The following is a 15,101-nucleotide window of genomic DNA, read 5'->3' as shown; positions in this document are numbered from 1 at the left end:
CTGTCGCGAGCCGCCCTACTCTCGGTCCGAACGGTCGGAACCGTCGGACCCGTCGGCGCGACCGAACTCGCTTATCCCGTAAGCCTGTTGGGGCAACGGTGCCCCGGCCGGCCGCGTCACCGCGATCGAGGGAGGGCACGTGCTTGAGCCCGCGTACCAGGCGGACGTCGTCATCGTGGGGGCCGGGGTCGCCGGACTCGCGGCGGCCCATCGGCTGACCAGCGCAGGAGTAACGACCGCGGTCCTGGAGGCCGCCCCTTACGTCGGGGGCCGGATGGCGACCGAGAAGGTCGACGGTTTCCGGCTCGACCGGATCGGTCAGCTCCTGTCCACGTCGTATCCCGAACTGCGGCTGACCCCGGGCCTCGACGCGCTCGTCCTGCGTCCCTTCGCACCGGGTGTCCTGGTGCACGGCGACGGACGGAGGTACCGCGCGGGCGCCCCGCTCGGCGGAGGGGGCGCACGGGGCGCGCTCGGCGCTGTGCGCGCCCTGGCGAGCGCCCCCAGGCCCGCGCGGACGGCCAGGTCCCCCCGGCCGACGGCATCGACGGGGGCGCGCACCGGCGCACCCCTCGGCGGGACGGTGGGCGGGGCGGTCGGTGGCGCGGTCGATCAGGCCCGGCTCGGCGCCGCGCTGAGCCGGCTCGCCGGGGTCCCCGTGCAACGGCTGCTGGCCCGCCCCGAGCTGCCTGCCGCCCTCGCGCTGGCGAACCGCGGTCTGCCCGCCCGTACGGTCGAGGGCTTTCTGCGCCCGCTGCTCGCCGCGCTGCTCTGCGACCCCGAGCTGACCACGTCGAGCCGGTGCGCGGATCTCGCGCTGCGGGCGTTCGCGAGCGGCCGGCTGTGTGTGCCGGAGGGCGGCGCGGAGACCCTGCCGGAGCTGCTCGCGCGGGCGCTGCCGCCGGGCACGGTGCACACCGGGGTACGGGTCACGTCCATCGCCACGAACCTCGTGACCACCGCCGACCACGGCGAACTGCGCTGCCGGGCCGTCCTGGTGGCGACCGACGCGCGCGCCGCCGCCGGTCTGCTGCCCGGTCTGCGCGTGCCCGGCTTCCACCCGGTGACCGTCGTCCACCACACGGCCGACGAGGCGCCCGCCACCGGCGCGTTCCTGCTCCTGGACGCGGATCGCGGGGGCCCGGTGGCGCACACGGCGGTGGTCAGCCGTGTGGACCCGTCCCGCTCCCCCGCCGGCCGCCCGCTGATCTCGTCGACGGTGCTGGGCACCCCTCCCCCGGACGTCGACACGGCGGTACGGGACCACCTGTCCCGCCTCTACGGGATGTCGACCGCGCGCTGGGAGACGCTCGCCGTGCACCACACCGCCGAGGCGGTGCCCGCGATGCGCCCGCCACACGACCTGCGCCGCCCCGTACGGCTGCTGGCCGGACTGTACGTGTGCGGAGACCACCGGGACACCAGCACCGTCCAGGGCGCCCTGCACTCCGGGCACCGGGCCGCGTCCGCGATCCTGACGGACCTGGGCGCGGGCCCGATGCACGTGGCGGGGCCACTGCGGACGACAGCGACGGCGACATCAGCAGTGCCGACGGCGACGGCGGCGGCCACAGCGGAGGAAACGGCTGCCGCGTGAGCTATCCGAACGCGGCGACCTTGTCCCGGTACCCCCTGACCGGCGCCGCGTCCCGGTAGGGCTCCAGACGCCGCTCGAAGTCCCGTACGTACTCGATCGCCCGCACCGAGCGCATCTCCGTCGCCGCGCCGGCCGCCTCGGCGCCCAGCAGGCAGGCCTGGTCGAGCTCGCCGAGGCCCAGCCGGGCCGAGGCGAGCACGACGCGGCAGAAGAGCCGGCTGCGGGCGAAGGCGGGGGCGCGCAGCTGGAGCGAGCGCTCCGCGTGCTGGGCGGCGGCACGGAACTGCTGGAGATCGCGGTGGCAGTGCCCGAACTCGTCGGCGAGCTGCGCCTCGTCGAAGAACCGTGCCCAGTGCGGGACCTCGTCGCCGGGCCGGGACGCTTCGAGGGCGCGTTCGGCCCGTACGAGAGAGGCGGTGCAGGCCCGGACCTCCCCCAGCACCCCGTGGGCGCGTGCCTCGCAGGCGTGCAGCAGCGACTGGACGACGGGCGGCGCGGTGGTGCCGACCCCCTGCTGGGCCACCCGCGCGAGCTGCACGGCCTCCCGCCCGTGCCCGAGGTAGACGGCCTGCCGGCTCATGGTGGCCAGCACGTACGAGCCGTACGCCCGGTCCGCCGCCGCCTGGGCGAGCCGCAGCGCCTGCACGAAGTAGCGCTGGGCGAGGCCGTGCGCGGCGATGTCGTACGACGTCCAGCCCGCGAGCCGGGTGAGGTCGGAGGCCGCGGCGAACAGCCGGCGGCCCGTCTGCTCGCCGTACGTGCCGCGCAGCATGGGTTCGGTCTCGTGTTCGAGGTAGCGGACAAGGGCCTGCCGGGCGTGGCCGCCCCCGTAGGCGTCGTCGAGGGTGCGGAACAGCTCGCCGACCGAGCGGAGCGCGGCGATGTCACCTCCGGTGACCTTCTGCCCGGGGCCGCGTTCGGCCTGCCCGCGCTGCCGGGGCACGCCCGGGCGCCCCTGTACGGGCACCCGTACGACGGGCTGGTCGCCGCGCCCGACCCGGTCGTCGGGCCGGCCGATCAGCCAGTCCCGGCTGGGCACGACGAGCCCGGCCGGAGTGAAGGCGATCTTGCGCAGCTCGGCGTGGCTGCCGGAGTCCTTGCGCCACAGCCCGCTGACGATGTCGACGGCCTCCTCGGGGGTGGCCGCGAACTCCAGCCCCGCGTAGACGGGCGCACAGGCGTCGAGCCCGAGATCCTGGGCGGTGAGCCGTCGCCCCAGGCGCCTGGTGAACACCTCGGCGATGAGCGCGGGGGTGGTGCCGCGCGGCTGCTGCCCGCGCAGCCAGCGGGTCACCGATGTCTTGTCGTATCTCAGGTCGAGGCCGTGTTCGAGACCGAGCTGGTCGACCCGGCGGGCCAGACCTGCGTTGGAGAATCCCGCTTCTGCGATGAGCGCGGCGAGCTGTCGGTTGGGCGTGCGCTGCGCGGGTCGTTCCGTCATCTGCGGTGCGGTCTCCTGCCTTCGGGCCCTCTGATGTGCCCGGATTGCTGGTGAGCAGCCCTATTTGGCCTCGTGAACGGCGCGAATGTAGCGGAGCGTAAGCAGCCGATCGCACATTCCGCCGTACATTCATCCGATCGTGTGAGAATCGGGCGCCGGACTGACGGGGATCGACCGGACGTACAGTGGCTTGGGCGCTTTTCGCGCCTGACGCACAGTTGCCGAGGAAGTCGCGGAAACAGCCAGGGAGGCGCCCCCGTGAGTGGTGAGTTGCGGTTCGTCCGGATGGGATTCGGTGCCGAGGGCGCCGACGGCACCGGGTACGTCGACTACCAGGTGGCCTGGGACGAGCAGCGCCGGGTGCACGCGGCCCGTTTCGCGGACGAGATCCCCGACACCTGCCTGCTCCTCGAACACCACCCGGTCTACACGGCGGGCCGGCGCACCGACCCGAGCGAGCGCCCCCTCGACGGCACTCCGGTCATCGACGTGGACCGCGGCGGCAAGATCACCTGGCACGGTCCGGGCCAGCTGGTGGGCTACCCCATCCAGAAGCTGCCGCGTCCGGTGGACGTCGTGGCGCATGTACGACGGCTGGAGGACGCGCTGATCCGTACCTGTGCGGAGTTCGGGGTGGAGACGTCTCGGGTGGAGGGGCGCAGCGGGGTGTGGGTGCTGGGCGATCCGGTCGAGCAGCGGGCCGCCGCGCTCGGGGGCCTCTCGCTGGACCTGGACCCGCGCCTGACGGACGAGGAGTTCGATCCCCGGCTCAACGGGCCCGAGTACGCGCCCTCGAACGCCGGGCAGCGGCGGGAGGACCGGAAGCTGGCGGCGATCGGGATCCGGGTGGCGAAGGGGGTCACGATGCACGGTTTCTCACTGAACGTGAACCCGGACAACGTGTGGTTCGACCGGATCATCCCGTGCGGGATCCGGGACGCGGGGGTCACGTCGCTCGCGAACGAGCTGGGGCGGGATGTGACGGTGCGAGAGGTTCTGCCGGTGGTGGAGCGGCATCTGCGGGATGTGCTGGAGGGCGCGGAGCTGCGGGCGAGGGTGGTGGAGGGGGCATCGGCGTAGGGGTTTTTTCTCGCCCCCGCCGCCCCCACCCGTCCCGTCCTCGGGGGCGCTGCCCCCGAACCCCCGCTCCTCAAACGCCGGAGAGGCTGGAAAGTCAGCCCGTCCGGCGTTTGAGGACAAGGCCCGTTCAGGGCCGAAGCGGGGGTCCGGGGGCGGCAGCCCCCAGGAACGGGACGGGTAGGGGCGGCGGGGGCGAGGAAACCCGGCCGCGGGAATGCACCCCCGGTCCCGAAGGTTGCCCACCTCGTAGGGCGGGGAGCGCACGGGCGTACCCTGGTGTACGCCGAAGAATCGAAGCTACAGGGAGCCATCGTGTCCGCAGTCGCACCCGACGGACGCAAGATGCTGCGCCTGGAGGTCCGGAACGCCCAGACCCCCATCGAGCGCAAGCCCGAGTGGATCAAGACCCGGGCGAAAATGGGTCCCGAGTACACGAAGATGCAGAACCTCGTGAAGAGCGAGGGCCTGCACACCGTCTGCCAGGAAGCCGGCTGCCCCAACATCTACGAATGCTGGGAGGACCGCGAGGCCACCTTCCTCATCGGCGGCGACCAGTGCACCCGGCGCTGCGACTTCTGCCAGATCGACACCGGCAAGCCCGAGGCACTCGACCGCGACGAGCCCCGCCGTGTCGGGGAGTCCGTGGTCACGATGGACCTCAACTACGCCACCATCACCGGCGTCGCCCGCGACGACCTGGAGGACGGCGGCGCCTGGCTGTACGCCGAGACCGTGCGCCAGATCCACCAGCAGACCGAGGGACGGGAAGAGGGGCGCACCAAGGTCGAGCTGCTCGCGCCCGACTTCAACGCCGTACCCGAGCTGCTGGCCGAGGTCTTCTCCTCCCGGCCCGAGGTCTTCGCGCACAACGTCGAGACGGTCCCCCGCATCTTCAAGCGCATCCGGCCCGGCTTCCGCTACGACCGCTCGCTCAAGGTCATCACCGACGCCCGTGACTACGGTCTGGTCACGAAGTCGAACCTGATCCTCGGCATGGGCGAGACCCGCGAGGAGGTCAGCGAGGCACTCCGGCAGCTGCACGAGGCCGGGTGCGAGCTGATCACCATCACGCAGTACCTGCGTCCGACCGTCCGGCACCACCCCGTCGAGCGCTGGGTCAAGCCGCACGAGTTCGTCGAGCTGAAGGAGGAGGCCGAGCAGATCGGCTTCTCCGGTGTCATGTCCGGCCCGCTGGTGCGTTCGTCGTACCGCGCCGGCCGCCTCTACCAGATGGCCGTCGAGAAGCGGGGTTCGTACATCGCCTCGCAGGCCGTGTGAACAAGGCGTCTGCTACCTGACACACCGTCACCCACCTTGCCCGGCAAGGGCGCGGCAGACGTGTGAATTCGCGCACAAGTGACTACCCGCCAGTAACGGCCGATACCGTGCGGCTCCGACCGTCCTCCCAGCTGAGGGCACACGTCGGGGCCGCATCGGTGTTTTCGCCTTCCGTATCAAGGCTTCATCGGTGTTTGACCGGCAGGTCACGCCCTGGTAACACCAATCAGTGAGCCTGGCTTCACACGATGTGCACCCTTACCCAGAGCCGTTCCGAGGGGGGACCTCCACCATGCAGACCGCGCCCGTCCGCGCCACACCCATTCCGTCGTTCACCGACGCACTGCGCGCAGTCGAGTCGCTGCTGATGAACAGCGGCCAGCGCACCGCCCGCCAGAACGCCTGGACCTCCGTCCTGGAGGACCGCCGTCGCGCCAAGGACCGGGTCGAGGCGCAGCGCGTCCTCGAACAGGCCCTGGCCACCTACTCCTGACCCCCGCTCCCGCACCTCCCGGCCGTCTCCCGGCGACACCGCCGTCGTCGGCGCTTCCCAGGCCACGTAGACTTCACGGCATGGCGAGGAAGGAAAACGCGGCGGACGCCGCGAACCCCGGGCGACTCAAGCAGATCGCCCTGACGTACAAGATGACCCGCAAGGCCGACAAGAAGATCGGTCTTGTACTCGCGGCCGTCGGAATTCTCACCTTCGGTGTCTTCCTTGCGATCGGCTTCCTGATCGGTCACCCGATCTATCTCGGCATTCTCGGCCTCCTGCTCGCCTTCCTCGCGACGGCGATCGTGTTCGGGCGCCGGGCCGAGCGGGCCGCCTTCGGGCAGATGGAGGGCCAGCCGGGTGCCGCGGCAGCCGTGCTGGACAACATCGGCCGAGGCTGGACGACGACTCCGGCGGTGGCGATGAACCGCAGCCAGGACGTGGTGCACCGCGCGGTCGGCAAGGCCGGCATCGTGCTGGTCGCCGAGGGCAACCCGAACCGGGTGAAGAGCCTGCTGGCCGCCGAGAAGCGGAAGATGGCCCGCATCGTCGCGGACGTGCCGGTGCACGACCTGCTGGTCGGCACGGGTGAGGGCCAGATCGAGCTGAAGAAGCTCCGCACGACCATGCTGAAGCTGCCCCGCGTCCTCGCCGGCCCCCAGGTGACCGCGACCAACGACCGGCTGCGGGCCATGGGCGACCTGATGAGCAACATGCCGGTGCCGAAGGGCCCGATGCCCAAGGGGACGCGCATGCCGCGCGGCGGCAAGATGCGCTGACGCGAGCGACCGCGTACGACGACCAAGCAACCTCGTACGACGATGGGGGCGCCCGGATCACTCTCCGGGCGCCCCCATCGTCGTACGTGTCACGCGTCACGCGTCGCCGTACGTCGTGCGTCATGCCTGCCGTGCCGCGGAAACGCTAGACGCGTACTTCCACGGTGCCGGCCAGCCGGTCGTGCAGGCCGCGGCCGTCGCGGTCCCAGATCAGGGGTGGGAGGGCGAGGAAGAACAGGACCGTTCGCAGCGCGGCGCGCAGGGGGTTGACGCGGCCGGTGTCCAGGGCGACGACCCGCAGGCCGAAGAGCCGCTTGCCCGGGGTGTACCCGAGCGTGCCCAGCGTGAGCAGGAGCAGCGCGAGGAGAATGAGCGGCGCCCAGACCTGCGCCGCCTCGTTGTAGCTGTCGGTGATGAGGCCGTATGCGATCAAGAGGCACAGGCCCCAGTCGACGGCGAGGGCGCCGAGACGGCGCCCCGGGCGGGCGATCGATCCGGGGCCCTGCTCGGGCAGACCGAGCTGTTCGCCGCGGTACCCGAAGTCGACACCCGCTTCCTCCGCGGCTGCGCGAGGTCCGGAGAGCCACGATCCGATTGCGTCCCTGTTGTCCACCCGACCACCGTACTGCGCGTGAATTCCGCTACCCACAGGTGGGTCACCAGGCCCGGGTCCGGTTAACTTGGTCGAAACAAATGGGTCATGCCTGAGAAATCACCTGTCCCTAAGGTCGGATCCAACGTGTGCCACCGCACTGGCCGCACGAACGAACTACCACCCCGGCACGGACGGCCGGGAGTAGGAGGAGCTGGATGTTCCAGAACGCCGACGAGGCCAAGAAGTACATCGCGGACGAGGACGTCAAGTTCGTCGACGTCCGCTTCTGCGATCTGCCGGGTGTGATGCAGCACTTCACGCTGCCGGCGACGGCCTTCGACCCGGACGAGGAACTTGCCTTCGACGGCTCCTCGATCCGCGGCTTCCAGGCCATCCACGAGTCCGACATGGCGCTCCGCGCCGACCTGTCCACGGCGCGGGTCGACCCGTTCCGCAAGGACAAGACGGTCAACATCAACTTCTTCATCCACGACCCGATCACGGGCGAGCAGTACTCCCGTGACCCGCGCAACGTGGCCAAGAAGGCGGAGGCCTATCTGGCGTCGACCGGTATCGCGGACACCGCGTACTTCGGTCCCGAGGCCGAGTTCTACGTGTTCGACAGCGTGCGCTTCGCGACCGGCGCGAACGAGTCCTTCTACCACATCGACTCCGAGGCCGGCGCCTGGAACACCGGTACGGTCGAGAACAACCGTGGTTACAAGGTCCGCTACAAGGGCGGCTACTTCCCGACCCCGCCGGTCGACCACTTCGCCGACCTGCGTGCCGAGATCTCCCTGGAGCTGGCCGCGTCCGGCCTCCAGGTCGAGCGTCAGCACCACGAGGTGGGCACCGCCGGCCAGGCCGAGATCAACTACAAGTTCAACACGCTGCTCGCCGCGGCCGACGACCTCCAGCTCTTCAAGTACATCGTGAAGAACGTGGCCTGGCGCAACGGCAAGACCGCGACCTTCATGCCGAAGCCGATCTTCGGCGACAACGGCTCGGGCATGCACGTCCACCAGTCGCTGTGGACGGGCGGCTCGCCGCTCTTCTACGACGAGGCCGGCTACGCGGGCCTGTCGGACATCGCCCGCTACTACATCGGCGGCATCCTCAAGCACGCCCCGTCGCTGCTCGCGTTCACCAACCCGACGGTGAACTCGTACCACCGCCTGGTCCCGGGCTTCGAGGCGCCGATCAACCTGGTGTACTCGCAGCGCAACCGCTCCGCGGCCATGCGTATCCCGATCACGGGCTCCAACCCGAAGGCCAAGCGCGTCGAGTTCCGCGCGCCCGACTCCTCCGGCAACCCGTACCTCGCCTTCTCCGCCCTGCTGCTGGCGGGCCTGGACGGCATCAAGAACAAGATCGAGCCGGCCGAGCCGATCGACAAGGACCTGTACGAGCTGGCTCCCGAGGAGCACGCGAGCGTGGCGCAGGTCCCGACGTCCCTCCCGGCCGTCCTCGACTCCCTTGAGCGGGACCACGAGTTCCTCCTCCAGGGCGACGTGTTCACGCCGGACCTGATCGAGACGTGGATCGACTTCAAGCGCACGAACGAGATCGCGCCGATCCAGCTGCGTCCGCACCCGCACGAGTTCGAGCTGTACTTCGACGTGTGATCGACCCGCCTCACCAGCGTTCCAGGGCCGTCCCCGCGAGGGGGCGGCCCTGCCGTGTTCGGGCCGCGTGTTTTGGGCTGATCGATATCCTTTTCCGCTTCCCAGGCGTGCCGCAGTCGGGAGATCATCCACATCTACTGTCCATACGGTTGTTCGAACCAGGTGTGAGAGAGGGAAACGGGGATGTCCGAACAGGACGACGTGGAGCGGGAGTTCGACGTCAGGTGGGCCGACAGCGCCGAGCACAAGGAGCCCTCGGCGCGGGCCCGGATGCTGGCCGCGCGGTGGAAGGAGAACCCGCCGGAACCGGTGCCGTTCCGGGGCGATCCCGACCACTCGGGACCGCGTCGGTCGTCGTGGGTGTCGACGGCGGTCGTACTGGGGTGCGTGGCCGCGGTGATCCTGCTGCTGGGGTACGCGAACTTCCGGGCTCCCTACTAGTACCGGCGGGGACGGGCATGCGCGAGGACATCAGGGTTGGCGAAGCGGCGGCACTGCGGCTGGCCGAGGGAGCCGCTCTGTCCGACGTGCTCGACGCCGGGGAGCCGATGGCCTGGCTCCGGCTGGACGAGGGGTTTCGGTGCTGCTGGTCCTACCGGCTCCCGCCGGAGCGGTTGCCGACCCTGACCGAGGTCGACGGCCGGCGCCCCTGGCTCACCGCCCTCACCGAGTCCCGGCTCGCGCTCGCCCTGTGCCACCGCGACGGGCGGGTGCGTGAGGCGGCTCTCGGCCGGGCGGTGGGGTGTCCCGGGCTGTGGCCGCTGGTCGTCGTCCGCACCGCCGACTGGGTGCTTCCCGTACGGGAGCGGGCCCGGGAGGTGCTGCGGGCGGTCCTCGACCCGGAGACGGCCGTCCGGCTCGCGCCGCTGATCCTGCTCGGCGCCCGCCGCGGCCGGGGTGTCTTCGCCGTCGACCTGCTCGACGACGTGCTGCGCCGGGCACCCAGTGAGCGTCTCGCGCCGCTGTTCACCGACGCCGACCGGGGCGTACGCCGGTACGCGTACCGCCTCGCCGTCGACGAGGGGCGCCTCTCCCCCGCCGAACTCGCCCGCGCCGCCGCCCGCGACACCGACCCCGTCGTCCAGAACCTTTGCGCCGAGGCCGCCTTGGCCGGCCTACCGGAGAGCGATGCGGCGGGCGGCCCGGACACCGGCGTACTCGACGCGCTGCTCGGCGCGCGCGGGCCCCGGGTGCGGTCCGCCGGGGTGACCGCGCTGCGGCGGGCCGGGCAGGGGGAACGGGCGGAGGAGTTCCTCCCCGACCGGTCGGGGCTCGTGCGGGCCTGTGCGCGGTATGTCGTACGGCAGTCCGGGGGCGATCCGCGGGCCTGGTACCGGCAGCGGTGTGCCGGGCCGGACGACCCGGCGCTGCCGCCCGGCGCGGTCGCCGGGCTGGCGGAGTGCGGGGTGCGCGCGGACGCGGAGCTGCTGTGGCCGCTGCTCGGCCATCCCGCCGCCGGGGTACGGGCGCGGGCGGTGGCGGGTCTGCGGACGCTGGACGTGACGGACGTACGACGGCTGCGGGCGCTGCTCGACGACCCGGAGCCCGGTGTGGTGCGGGAGGTGACGTCGGCGCTGCTGCCCTTCGTGCGGTCGCTGGACACCGGCCGGCTGGCGGAGCGGCTGGGGGACGGGTCGCCGCGGCATGCGCGGGTGGCCGCGTTCCGGCTGCTGGACGCGTACGGCGGGCTGGTGCGGCTGCGGGCGGCGGTCGCGCTGCTCGGCGATCCGGACGTCCGGCTACGGGCCTGGGCCGCGCACTCGGTGCGGAGCTGGTCCCCGGCTCCGGATGCGCGGCGAGGGTCGGCGGAGGTGGGCGAACTGCTCGGCCGGGCGCAGCATCTGCTCGGTGAGTCCGCGCTGAGAATGCCGATGTGGGAGGCGGGCATCACGCGCTGAGCCGGACCGAACCGAGCTTTGCTGGGCCTAGGACCGATCGCGACCGCTTCATGGGACGGGGCAGGTGCACACTGGGCAGTGGGGCGAGTGCCTGACTGGCGGGGTGGTACGGATGCCGAACCGAATGCGGAGCGACCGGCGACTGACCGTGCGGATGACGGTCACGCTGTTTCTGCTCGGACTGCTGTACGTGGCCTTTGTCGCCGCGTTGATCGTGTTGTTGAAGTCCTGGGTGCTGGTCGTGGTGGTCGCGGCGGGGTTCCTCGGCGCGCAGTACTGGTTCTCGGACCGGGTCGCCCTGTTCGCGATGCGCGGGCGGGTCGTGGAGCGGGAGGAGTATCCGCAGCTCCACGGGGTGATCGACCGGCTGTGCGCGGTGGCCGATCTGCCCAAGCCCTTGGTCGCCGTTTCGGACATGGATATGCCGAACGCGTTCGCGACCGGGCGGAACGCCGATCACGCCGTGGTGTGCGTGACCACCGGGTTGCTGCGGCGGCTGGAACCGGAGGAACTGGAGGGTGTCCTCGCGCACGAACTGTCCCATGTCGCGCACAAGGACGTCGCCGTGATCACCGTCGCGTCCTTCCTCGGCGTCATCGCCGGGCTCATCGTGCGGTTCGCGTTCTACTCGCAGCTGTTCGGCGGGGGCCGGCGGGACCAGAACACCGCCGTCGTCTTCGCGGCGGTGATGGGCGTCTCCGCCGCCGTCTACACGATCAGTTTCCTGCTGATCCGCGCGCTGTCCCGGTACCGTGAGCTGGCCGCAGACCGCTCCGCCGCACTGCTCACCGGGCGGCCCTCGGCACTGGCCTCCGCGCTCACCAAGGTGTCCGGCGACATCGCGCGGATCCCGTCGAAGGACCTGCGGACCGCACAGGCCTTCAACGCCTTCTACTTCACACCCGCCCTCGGCAAGGAGCCGGGCCTGGCACGGTACTTCTCCACCCATCCCAGTCTGGAGCAGCGGCTCGACCAACTGGGGCAGATCTCCGGCGAGTTGGGGGAGGCGGCGGCTCCCGGCACGGGAAAGTCGTGAGCTGAGGAGCGAGGAGGACACAACCCATGGGGCTGCTGGACATTCTGCTGGGGCGCACCAAGCCCGTGGCGCCCGACCTCGACCGGCTCTTCGGGCTGCCGTCGGCCGCCGTGACCCTCCAGGCCGCGGCAGGCTTCACGCCCACGGGCAGCGGGTCGGTGTGCTTCGCCTCGGTGGAGGGCGCGGCCTTCGACGACGTACGCAAGGAGGTCCAGTCCCTGCTCGACGCTGACGCGGAGCGGACCGGGCCGCCTGTCGAGCTGGTCCGGGACGAGTACGGGTACTCGTGGCTGGTGTCGCGGCGCGGGCCGGAGGATCTGCCGGCGCTCGTCGGGGATCTGCACGCGGTCAACAGCGCGTTGGAGGCGAGTGGGTTCGGGCCCCAGTTGTTGTGTTCGGTGGTCGGGTTCGAAGACGCGGGAGCTACGGGGACCTCGGGCCAGGGTGCTCGGCGGCTCGGGCTTGTCTATCTGTACAAGCGCGGGACCTTCTACCCCTTCTCGCCGCTGACCGGCGGTGAAGGTCAACGGCGGGACAGCGCACTGGAGTTGCAGGTGCGGGCCGTGCTCGCCGACGATCTGCGGATCGAGCAGGACCTGAACCGCTGGTTCCCGGTGTGGGGTGCCCCCGGTCTGTGAGACGGACCGACCGGAGGCACTCCCCCCTTCCCGTTCTCCCCTGCGCGACTTCCCCTACTGGCCCCGGCGGTCCTGGCGGCGGGTCTGGACAGGGCGCTCGCGACGGTAGCGGCGCTCCCACCTGGCCTGCTGGTCCCGGCGCTGGCGGTAGGCGCGGTAGCTGGCGGGCGAGGAGCCCGCGGCCGGGCCGGCACCCCCGGACGAGGAGGCCGCCGTACCGCTCCCCGTGCGGCCGTAGCGGAAGTAGACGTAGAGCAGGCCGGCGGCGGCGAGCCACAGGACGCTGTTCTTGAAGCCCATGATGATCAGAACGACGGTCGCGGAAATGATCAAGGTGCCCATGACGGGACTCCTTGTGAGTGGCGTGGATGGCTGAGCGGTGACGGATGTGACGGTGTGCGCCGGGCGGGGCGCTGGGGTGGGTGCCCGTCCGTCGGTGCGTAGAGAGTAGCCCCGAGTCCTGGAACTCACGCCTGTCCGGCGGGAAGCCGTATGGACGGCTTCGCTCTGCCTGTCCAGCGTAGGGACGACAGGGGAGCCCGCGCATCCGTGTTTCGCGGTGCGCGGGACGGGAGTGGCGTGAGCGATCGGGCGACGGGCTCACGGGGTGAGGCCCTCTGTGCCTGGGCCCGGACCTGGGCCCCGGGCGGGTGGTTGAACACCGCCTGGGCGGCGGCCGGATCGCCTCCTGGACGCCGAACGCCGGGTGCCCTGGACAGACAAGGGCACCCGGCGGCCGTTCAGCGGGAGTAACGCATCAGCGCTCGTACCATGTGGCACGTCGTCTCCGACGGCGGGTGTACGCCGATCAGATCCGCCGCGCTGCGAATCGTTTCGTTGCGGGCCTGGTTCGGCATGTAGACGCCGGAGTCGAGCAGGGCGATCGCGAGGCGCATCGCCTTGAGCCGGCGGTTGTGCGTGACGTACCACTCGCGGGGGCGCCCCGGCGGCAGCGGGCGCTTCTCCACAGGGGCGCACGGCAGTTCGAGCAGGACCCCCCTCCTGGCGGTGGACTGGGTGGGCGACGGCTTGAGAGCGGCAGCGGGCACAGGCATCCTCCTGTCGCGGTCAGGGTGGCACCGGACCCCCCGGCGACACCCTCGAACACTGCTTCTATTCTACTGCCCGGCACTGACAAAAGCCCCTGGCCACAAGGCCTCTGGCGTACCGTGAGCCCCATGGAAATCTGGATCAACCCGGCCTGCTCCAAGTGCCGTGGAGCCCTCTCCCTGCTCGACGCCGAGGGTGCCGAATACACCGTCCGCCGCTATCTGGAGGACCCGCCCACCGAGGCCGAGATCCGCGACGTACTCGACCGGCTCGGGCTCGAACCCTGGGACATCACCCGGACCCAGGAAACCGTCGCCAAGGAGTTGGGGCTGAGGGAGTGGGGCCGGGAGGCGGCGGACCGGGAACGCTGGGTCGCCGCTCTCGCCGCGCATCCCAGGCTGATCCAGCGGCCCGTCATCACCGCCGACGACGGCAGTGCCGTCGTGGCCCGCACGGACGAGGCCGTACGAGAGGCCCTGACCCGGCGCCCACCTGCGTGACGTACGTCACTTCGGCGGCTCCCGTGACCGCTGAGTGACCTCGTTCGGTATCTCGTACATAGCGGCGTACGCTCCCCTATCTCTTCAGGAGGCGCGCATGTCGCGCAGGAGAACTGTCAGTACGAAGAAGAAGCTGGCGCTGTTGATCGGTGCCGGTGTGGTGGCGGGCGGCGGCGCCTTCGCCATGGCCGCCACCTCCAACGCGGCGCAGACCGCCGCGGATTCGACCGTCTGCCAGGGGCTCGCCACCGCCCTCGGCAACAACCAGAAGTTCATCGCGGACCAGCGGGCCGATCCCGACGCCCTCTCGACGGCCCGGATCGCGAACCGTGACGCGGTCGTCGCGCAGATCAAGGTCCAGCAGGAGGCGTCCCGTTGCGTGGTTGGGGAGTCGGCTCAGGACTCCCAGGTCACGCAGCCCGTCACGCAGCCCGCATCGCCCGCACAGACCGACTCGCCCGCCTCGACTGCCACTCCGGCCACTCCGGGCGTTCCCGCCGACCCGGCCGACCCGGCTGACCCCGCCGACGGGCAGCAGGTCTGCGACGGGTCCACCGTCACCCTCTCCGGGGAGGGCGGGGCCCCTGCCGCGTCCAGCAACCAGTTCCCCGTCGGGACCACGTTGCGCGTCACCAACCTGGACAACGACAAGTCCACGACGGTGCAGGTCACTTCGTTCTCCGGCAGTTGCGCTCTGCTCAACAACGCGGCTTTCGAGCAGGTTCGCGAGCCCGGCAAGTTCCTGATCCGCCGGGCGCTGATCGAGAAGGTGGGGTGAGGTTCCGGCGCTGAACCGCTCGGACAAGGGTCCTGTCACTCCCGGCCAGGGGTGGCAGGACCCACCCATTCCTCCGAAGTCCCCCTCATCCGCATCAATCCCCTCCACCCCCCTCAACCCCTTCGCATACGAGTCCCGGAGCGCTCCCCCTCCTTTCCCCTTCGCGACTCCGTGCGGGCCCTCCCCGCGTGAAAATCGCCACAAGAACACCAGGTAACACGGGGTTCACATTCGAGCAATGATCGGGAAATCGCCTGTTGACAGGCTCGCGGGCAACAACAGCGGCGCCCCAGTGCCGCAGCGCCGCAGCACC

At 71.0% G+C, this 15,101-nt stretch carries 16 protein-coding genes; 12 read left to right on the top strand and 4 right to left on the bottom strand.

What is annotated here, in order from left to right:
- The first annotated feature begins 139 nt into the window (after positions 1-139).
- Positions 140-1,597, top strand: coding sequence for an NAD(P)/FAD-dependent oxidoreductase (locus OG595_RS31770; RefSeq protein ID WP_329277963.1), 1,458 nt, complete (start codon positions 140-142; stop codon positions 1,595-1,597).
- Between the two features lies 1 nt (position 1,598).
- Here the strand turns inward: OG595_RS31770 and OG595_RS31765 are convergent, their stop codons facing one another.
- The gene (locus OG595_RS31765) at positions 1,599-3,038 is read right to left on the bottom strand and encodes a regulator (protein WP_329277961.1); all 1,440 of its coding nucleotides are present in this window, start codon (positions 3,036-3,038) and stop codon (positions 1,599-1,601) included.
- Positions 3,039-3,323: 285 nt separating this feature from the next.
- On the opposite strand from OG595_RS31765, the gene lipB reads away from it, so the two are divergent.
- The 4 genes from lipB (at position 3,324) to OG595_RS31745 (ending at position 6,668) form a co-directional block, all read left to right on the top strand.
- Positions 3,324-4,118: a lipoyl(octanoyl) transferase LipB gene (gene lipB / locus OG595_RS31760; protein ID WP_329283383.1), complete on the top strand. Its 795-nt coding sequence runs from the start codon at positions 3,324-3,326 to the stop codon at positions 4,116-4,118.
- Between the two features lie 312 nt (positions 4,119-4,430).
- Positions 4,431-5,396 (top strand): lipoyl synthase, encoded by a 966-nt coding sequence (gene lipA, locus OG595_RS31755; protein ID WP_327694376.1) that lies wholly within the window; start codon positions 4,431-4,433, stop codon positions 5,394-5,396.
- A 292-nt stretch (positions 5,397-5,688) separates the two neighbouring features.
- Positions 5,689-5,889: an SCO2195 family GlnR-regulated protein gene (locus OG595_RS31750; protein WP_329277958.1), complete on the top strand. Its 201-nt coding sequence runs from the start codon at positions 5,689-5,691 to the stop codon at positions 5,887-5,889.
- Positions 5,890-5,969: 80 nt separating this feature from the next.
- On the top strand, positions 5,970-6,668 hold the full coding sequence (locus OG595_RS31745) for a DUF4191 domain-containing protein (RefSeq protein ID WP_329277956.1): 699 nt from the start codon (positions 5,970-5,972) through the stop codon (positions 6,666-6,668).
- 145 nt (positions 6,669-6,813) lie between these two features.
- Here OG595_RS31745 and OG595_RS31740 read toward each other — a convergent pair whose 3' ends face one another.
- The gene (locus OG595_RS31740) at positions 6,814-7,281 is read right to left on the bottom strand and encodes an RDD family protein (protein ID WP_329277954.1); all 468 of its coding nucleotides are present in this window, start codon (positions 7,279-7,281) and stop codon (positions 6,814-6,816) included.
- Between the two features lie 197 nt (positions 7,282-7,478).
- On the opposite strand from OG595_RS31740, the gene glnA reads away from it, so the two are divergent.
- The 5 genes from glnA (at position 7,479) to pspAB (ending at position 12,460) form a co-directional block, all read left to right on the top strand.
- Positions 7,479-8,888 (top strand): type I glutamate--ammonia ligase, encoded by a 1,410-nt coding sequence (glnA, locus tag OG595_RS31735; protein ID WP_329277952.1) that lies wholly within the window; start codon positions 7,479-7,481, stop codon positions 8,886-8,888.
- 183 nt (positions 8,889-9,071) lie between these two features.
- Positions 9,072-9,329: an SCO2583/SCO2584 N-terminal domain-containing protein gene (locus tag OG595_RS31730; protein WP_329277950.1), complete on the top strand. Its 258-nt coding sequence runs from the start codon at positions 9,072-9,074 to the stop codon at positions 9,327-9,329.
- Between the two features lie 17 nt (positions 9,330-9,346).
- Positions 9,347-10,786: a hypothetical protein gene (locus OG595_RS31725; protein ID WP_329277948.1), complete on the top strand. Its 1,440-nt coding sequence runs from the start codon at positions 9,347-9,349 to the stop codon at positions 10,784-10,786.
- A gap of 112 nt (positions 10,787-10,898) precedes the next feature.
- Entirely contained in the window at positions 10,899-11,822 is a 924-nt protein-coding gene (gene htpX / locus OG595_RS31720) for a zinc metalloprotease HtpX (RefSeq protein WP_329277946.1), read from the top strand.
- Positions 11,823-11,848: 26 nt separating this feature from the next.
- Positions 11,849-12,460 carry a PspA-associated protein PspAB gene (gene pspAB / locus OG595_RS31715; RefSeq protein WP_329277945.1) on the top strand — a complete coding sequence of 204 codons (612 nt, stop codon included), beginning with the start codon at positions 11,849-11,851 and terminating at the stop codon, positions 12,458-12,460.
- Positions 12,461-12,514: 54 nt separating this feature from the next.
- Here the strand turns inward: pspAB and OG595_RS31710 are convergent, their stop codons facing one another.
- Both OG595_RS31710 and OG595_RS31705 read right to left on the bottom strand, forming a co-directional pair.
- Positions 12,515-12,802: a hypothetical protein gene (locus OG595_RS31710; RefSeq protein ID WP_329277944.1), complete on the bottom strand. Its 288-nt coding sequence runs from the start codon at positions 12,800-12,802 to the stop codon at positions 12,515-12,517.
- Positions 12,803-13,200: 398 nt separating this feature from the next.
- Positions 13,201-13,509, bottom strand: a complete 309-nt coding sequence (locus tag OG595_RS31705; RefSeq protein ID WP_329277943.1) for a hypothetical protein — start codon at positions 13,507-13,509, stop codon at positions 13,201-13,203.
- Between the two features lie 129 nt (positions 13,510-13,638).
- Here OG595_RS31705 and OG595_RS31700 point away from each other — a divergent pair, with 129 nt between their 5' ends.
- Both OG595_RS31700 and OG595_RS31695 read left to right on the top strand, forming a co-directional pair.
- Positions 13,639-14,010, top strand: a complete 372-nt coding sequence (locus OG595_RS31700) for an arsenate reductase family protein (protein WP_329277942.1) — start codon at positions 13,639-13,641, stop codon at positions 14,008-14,010.
- Between the two features lie 97 nt (positions 14,011-14,107).
- Positions 14,108-14,788 (top strand): hypothetical protein, encoded by a 681-nt coding sequence (locus OG595_RS31695; RefSeq protein ID WP_329277940.1) that lies wholly within the window; start codon positions 14,108-14,110, stop codon positions 14,786-14,788.
- Positions 14,789-15,101 lie beyond the last annotated feature (313 nt).

It is taken from the genome of Streptomyces sp. NBC_01451, assembly GCF_036227485.1.
GTDB lineage: Bacteria > Actinomycetota > Actinomycetes > Streptomycetales > Streptomycetaceae > Streptomyces.
The sequence above is the reverse complement of the archived record's forward strand: the minus strand, read 5'-3'. Positions and strand labels throughout refer to the sequence as shown.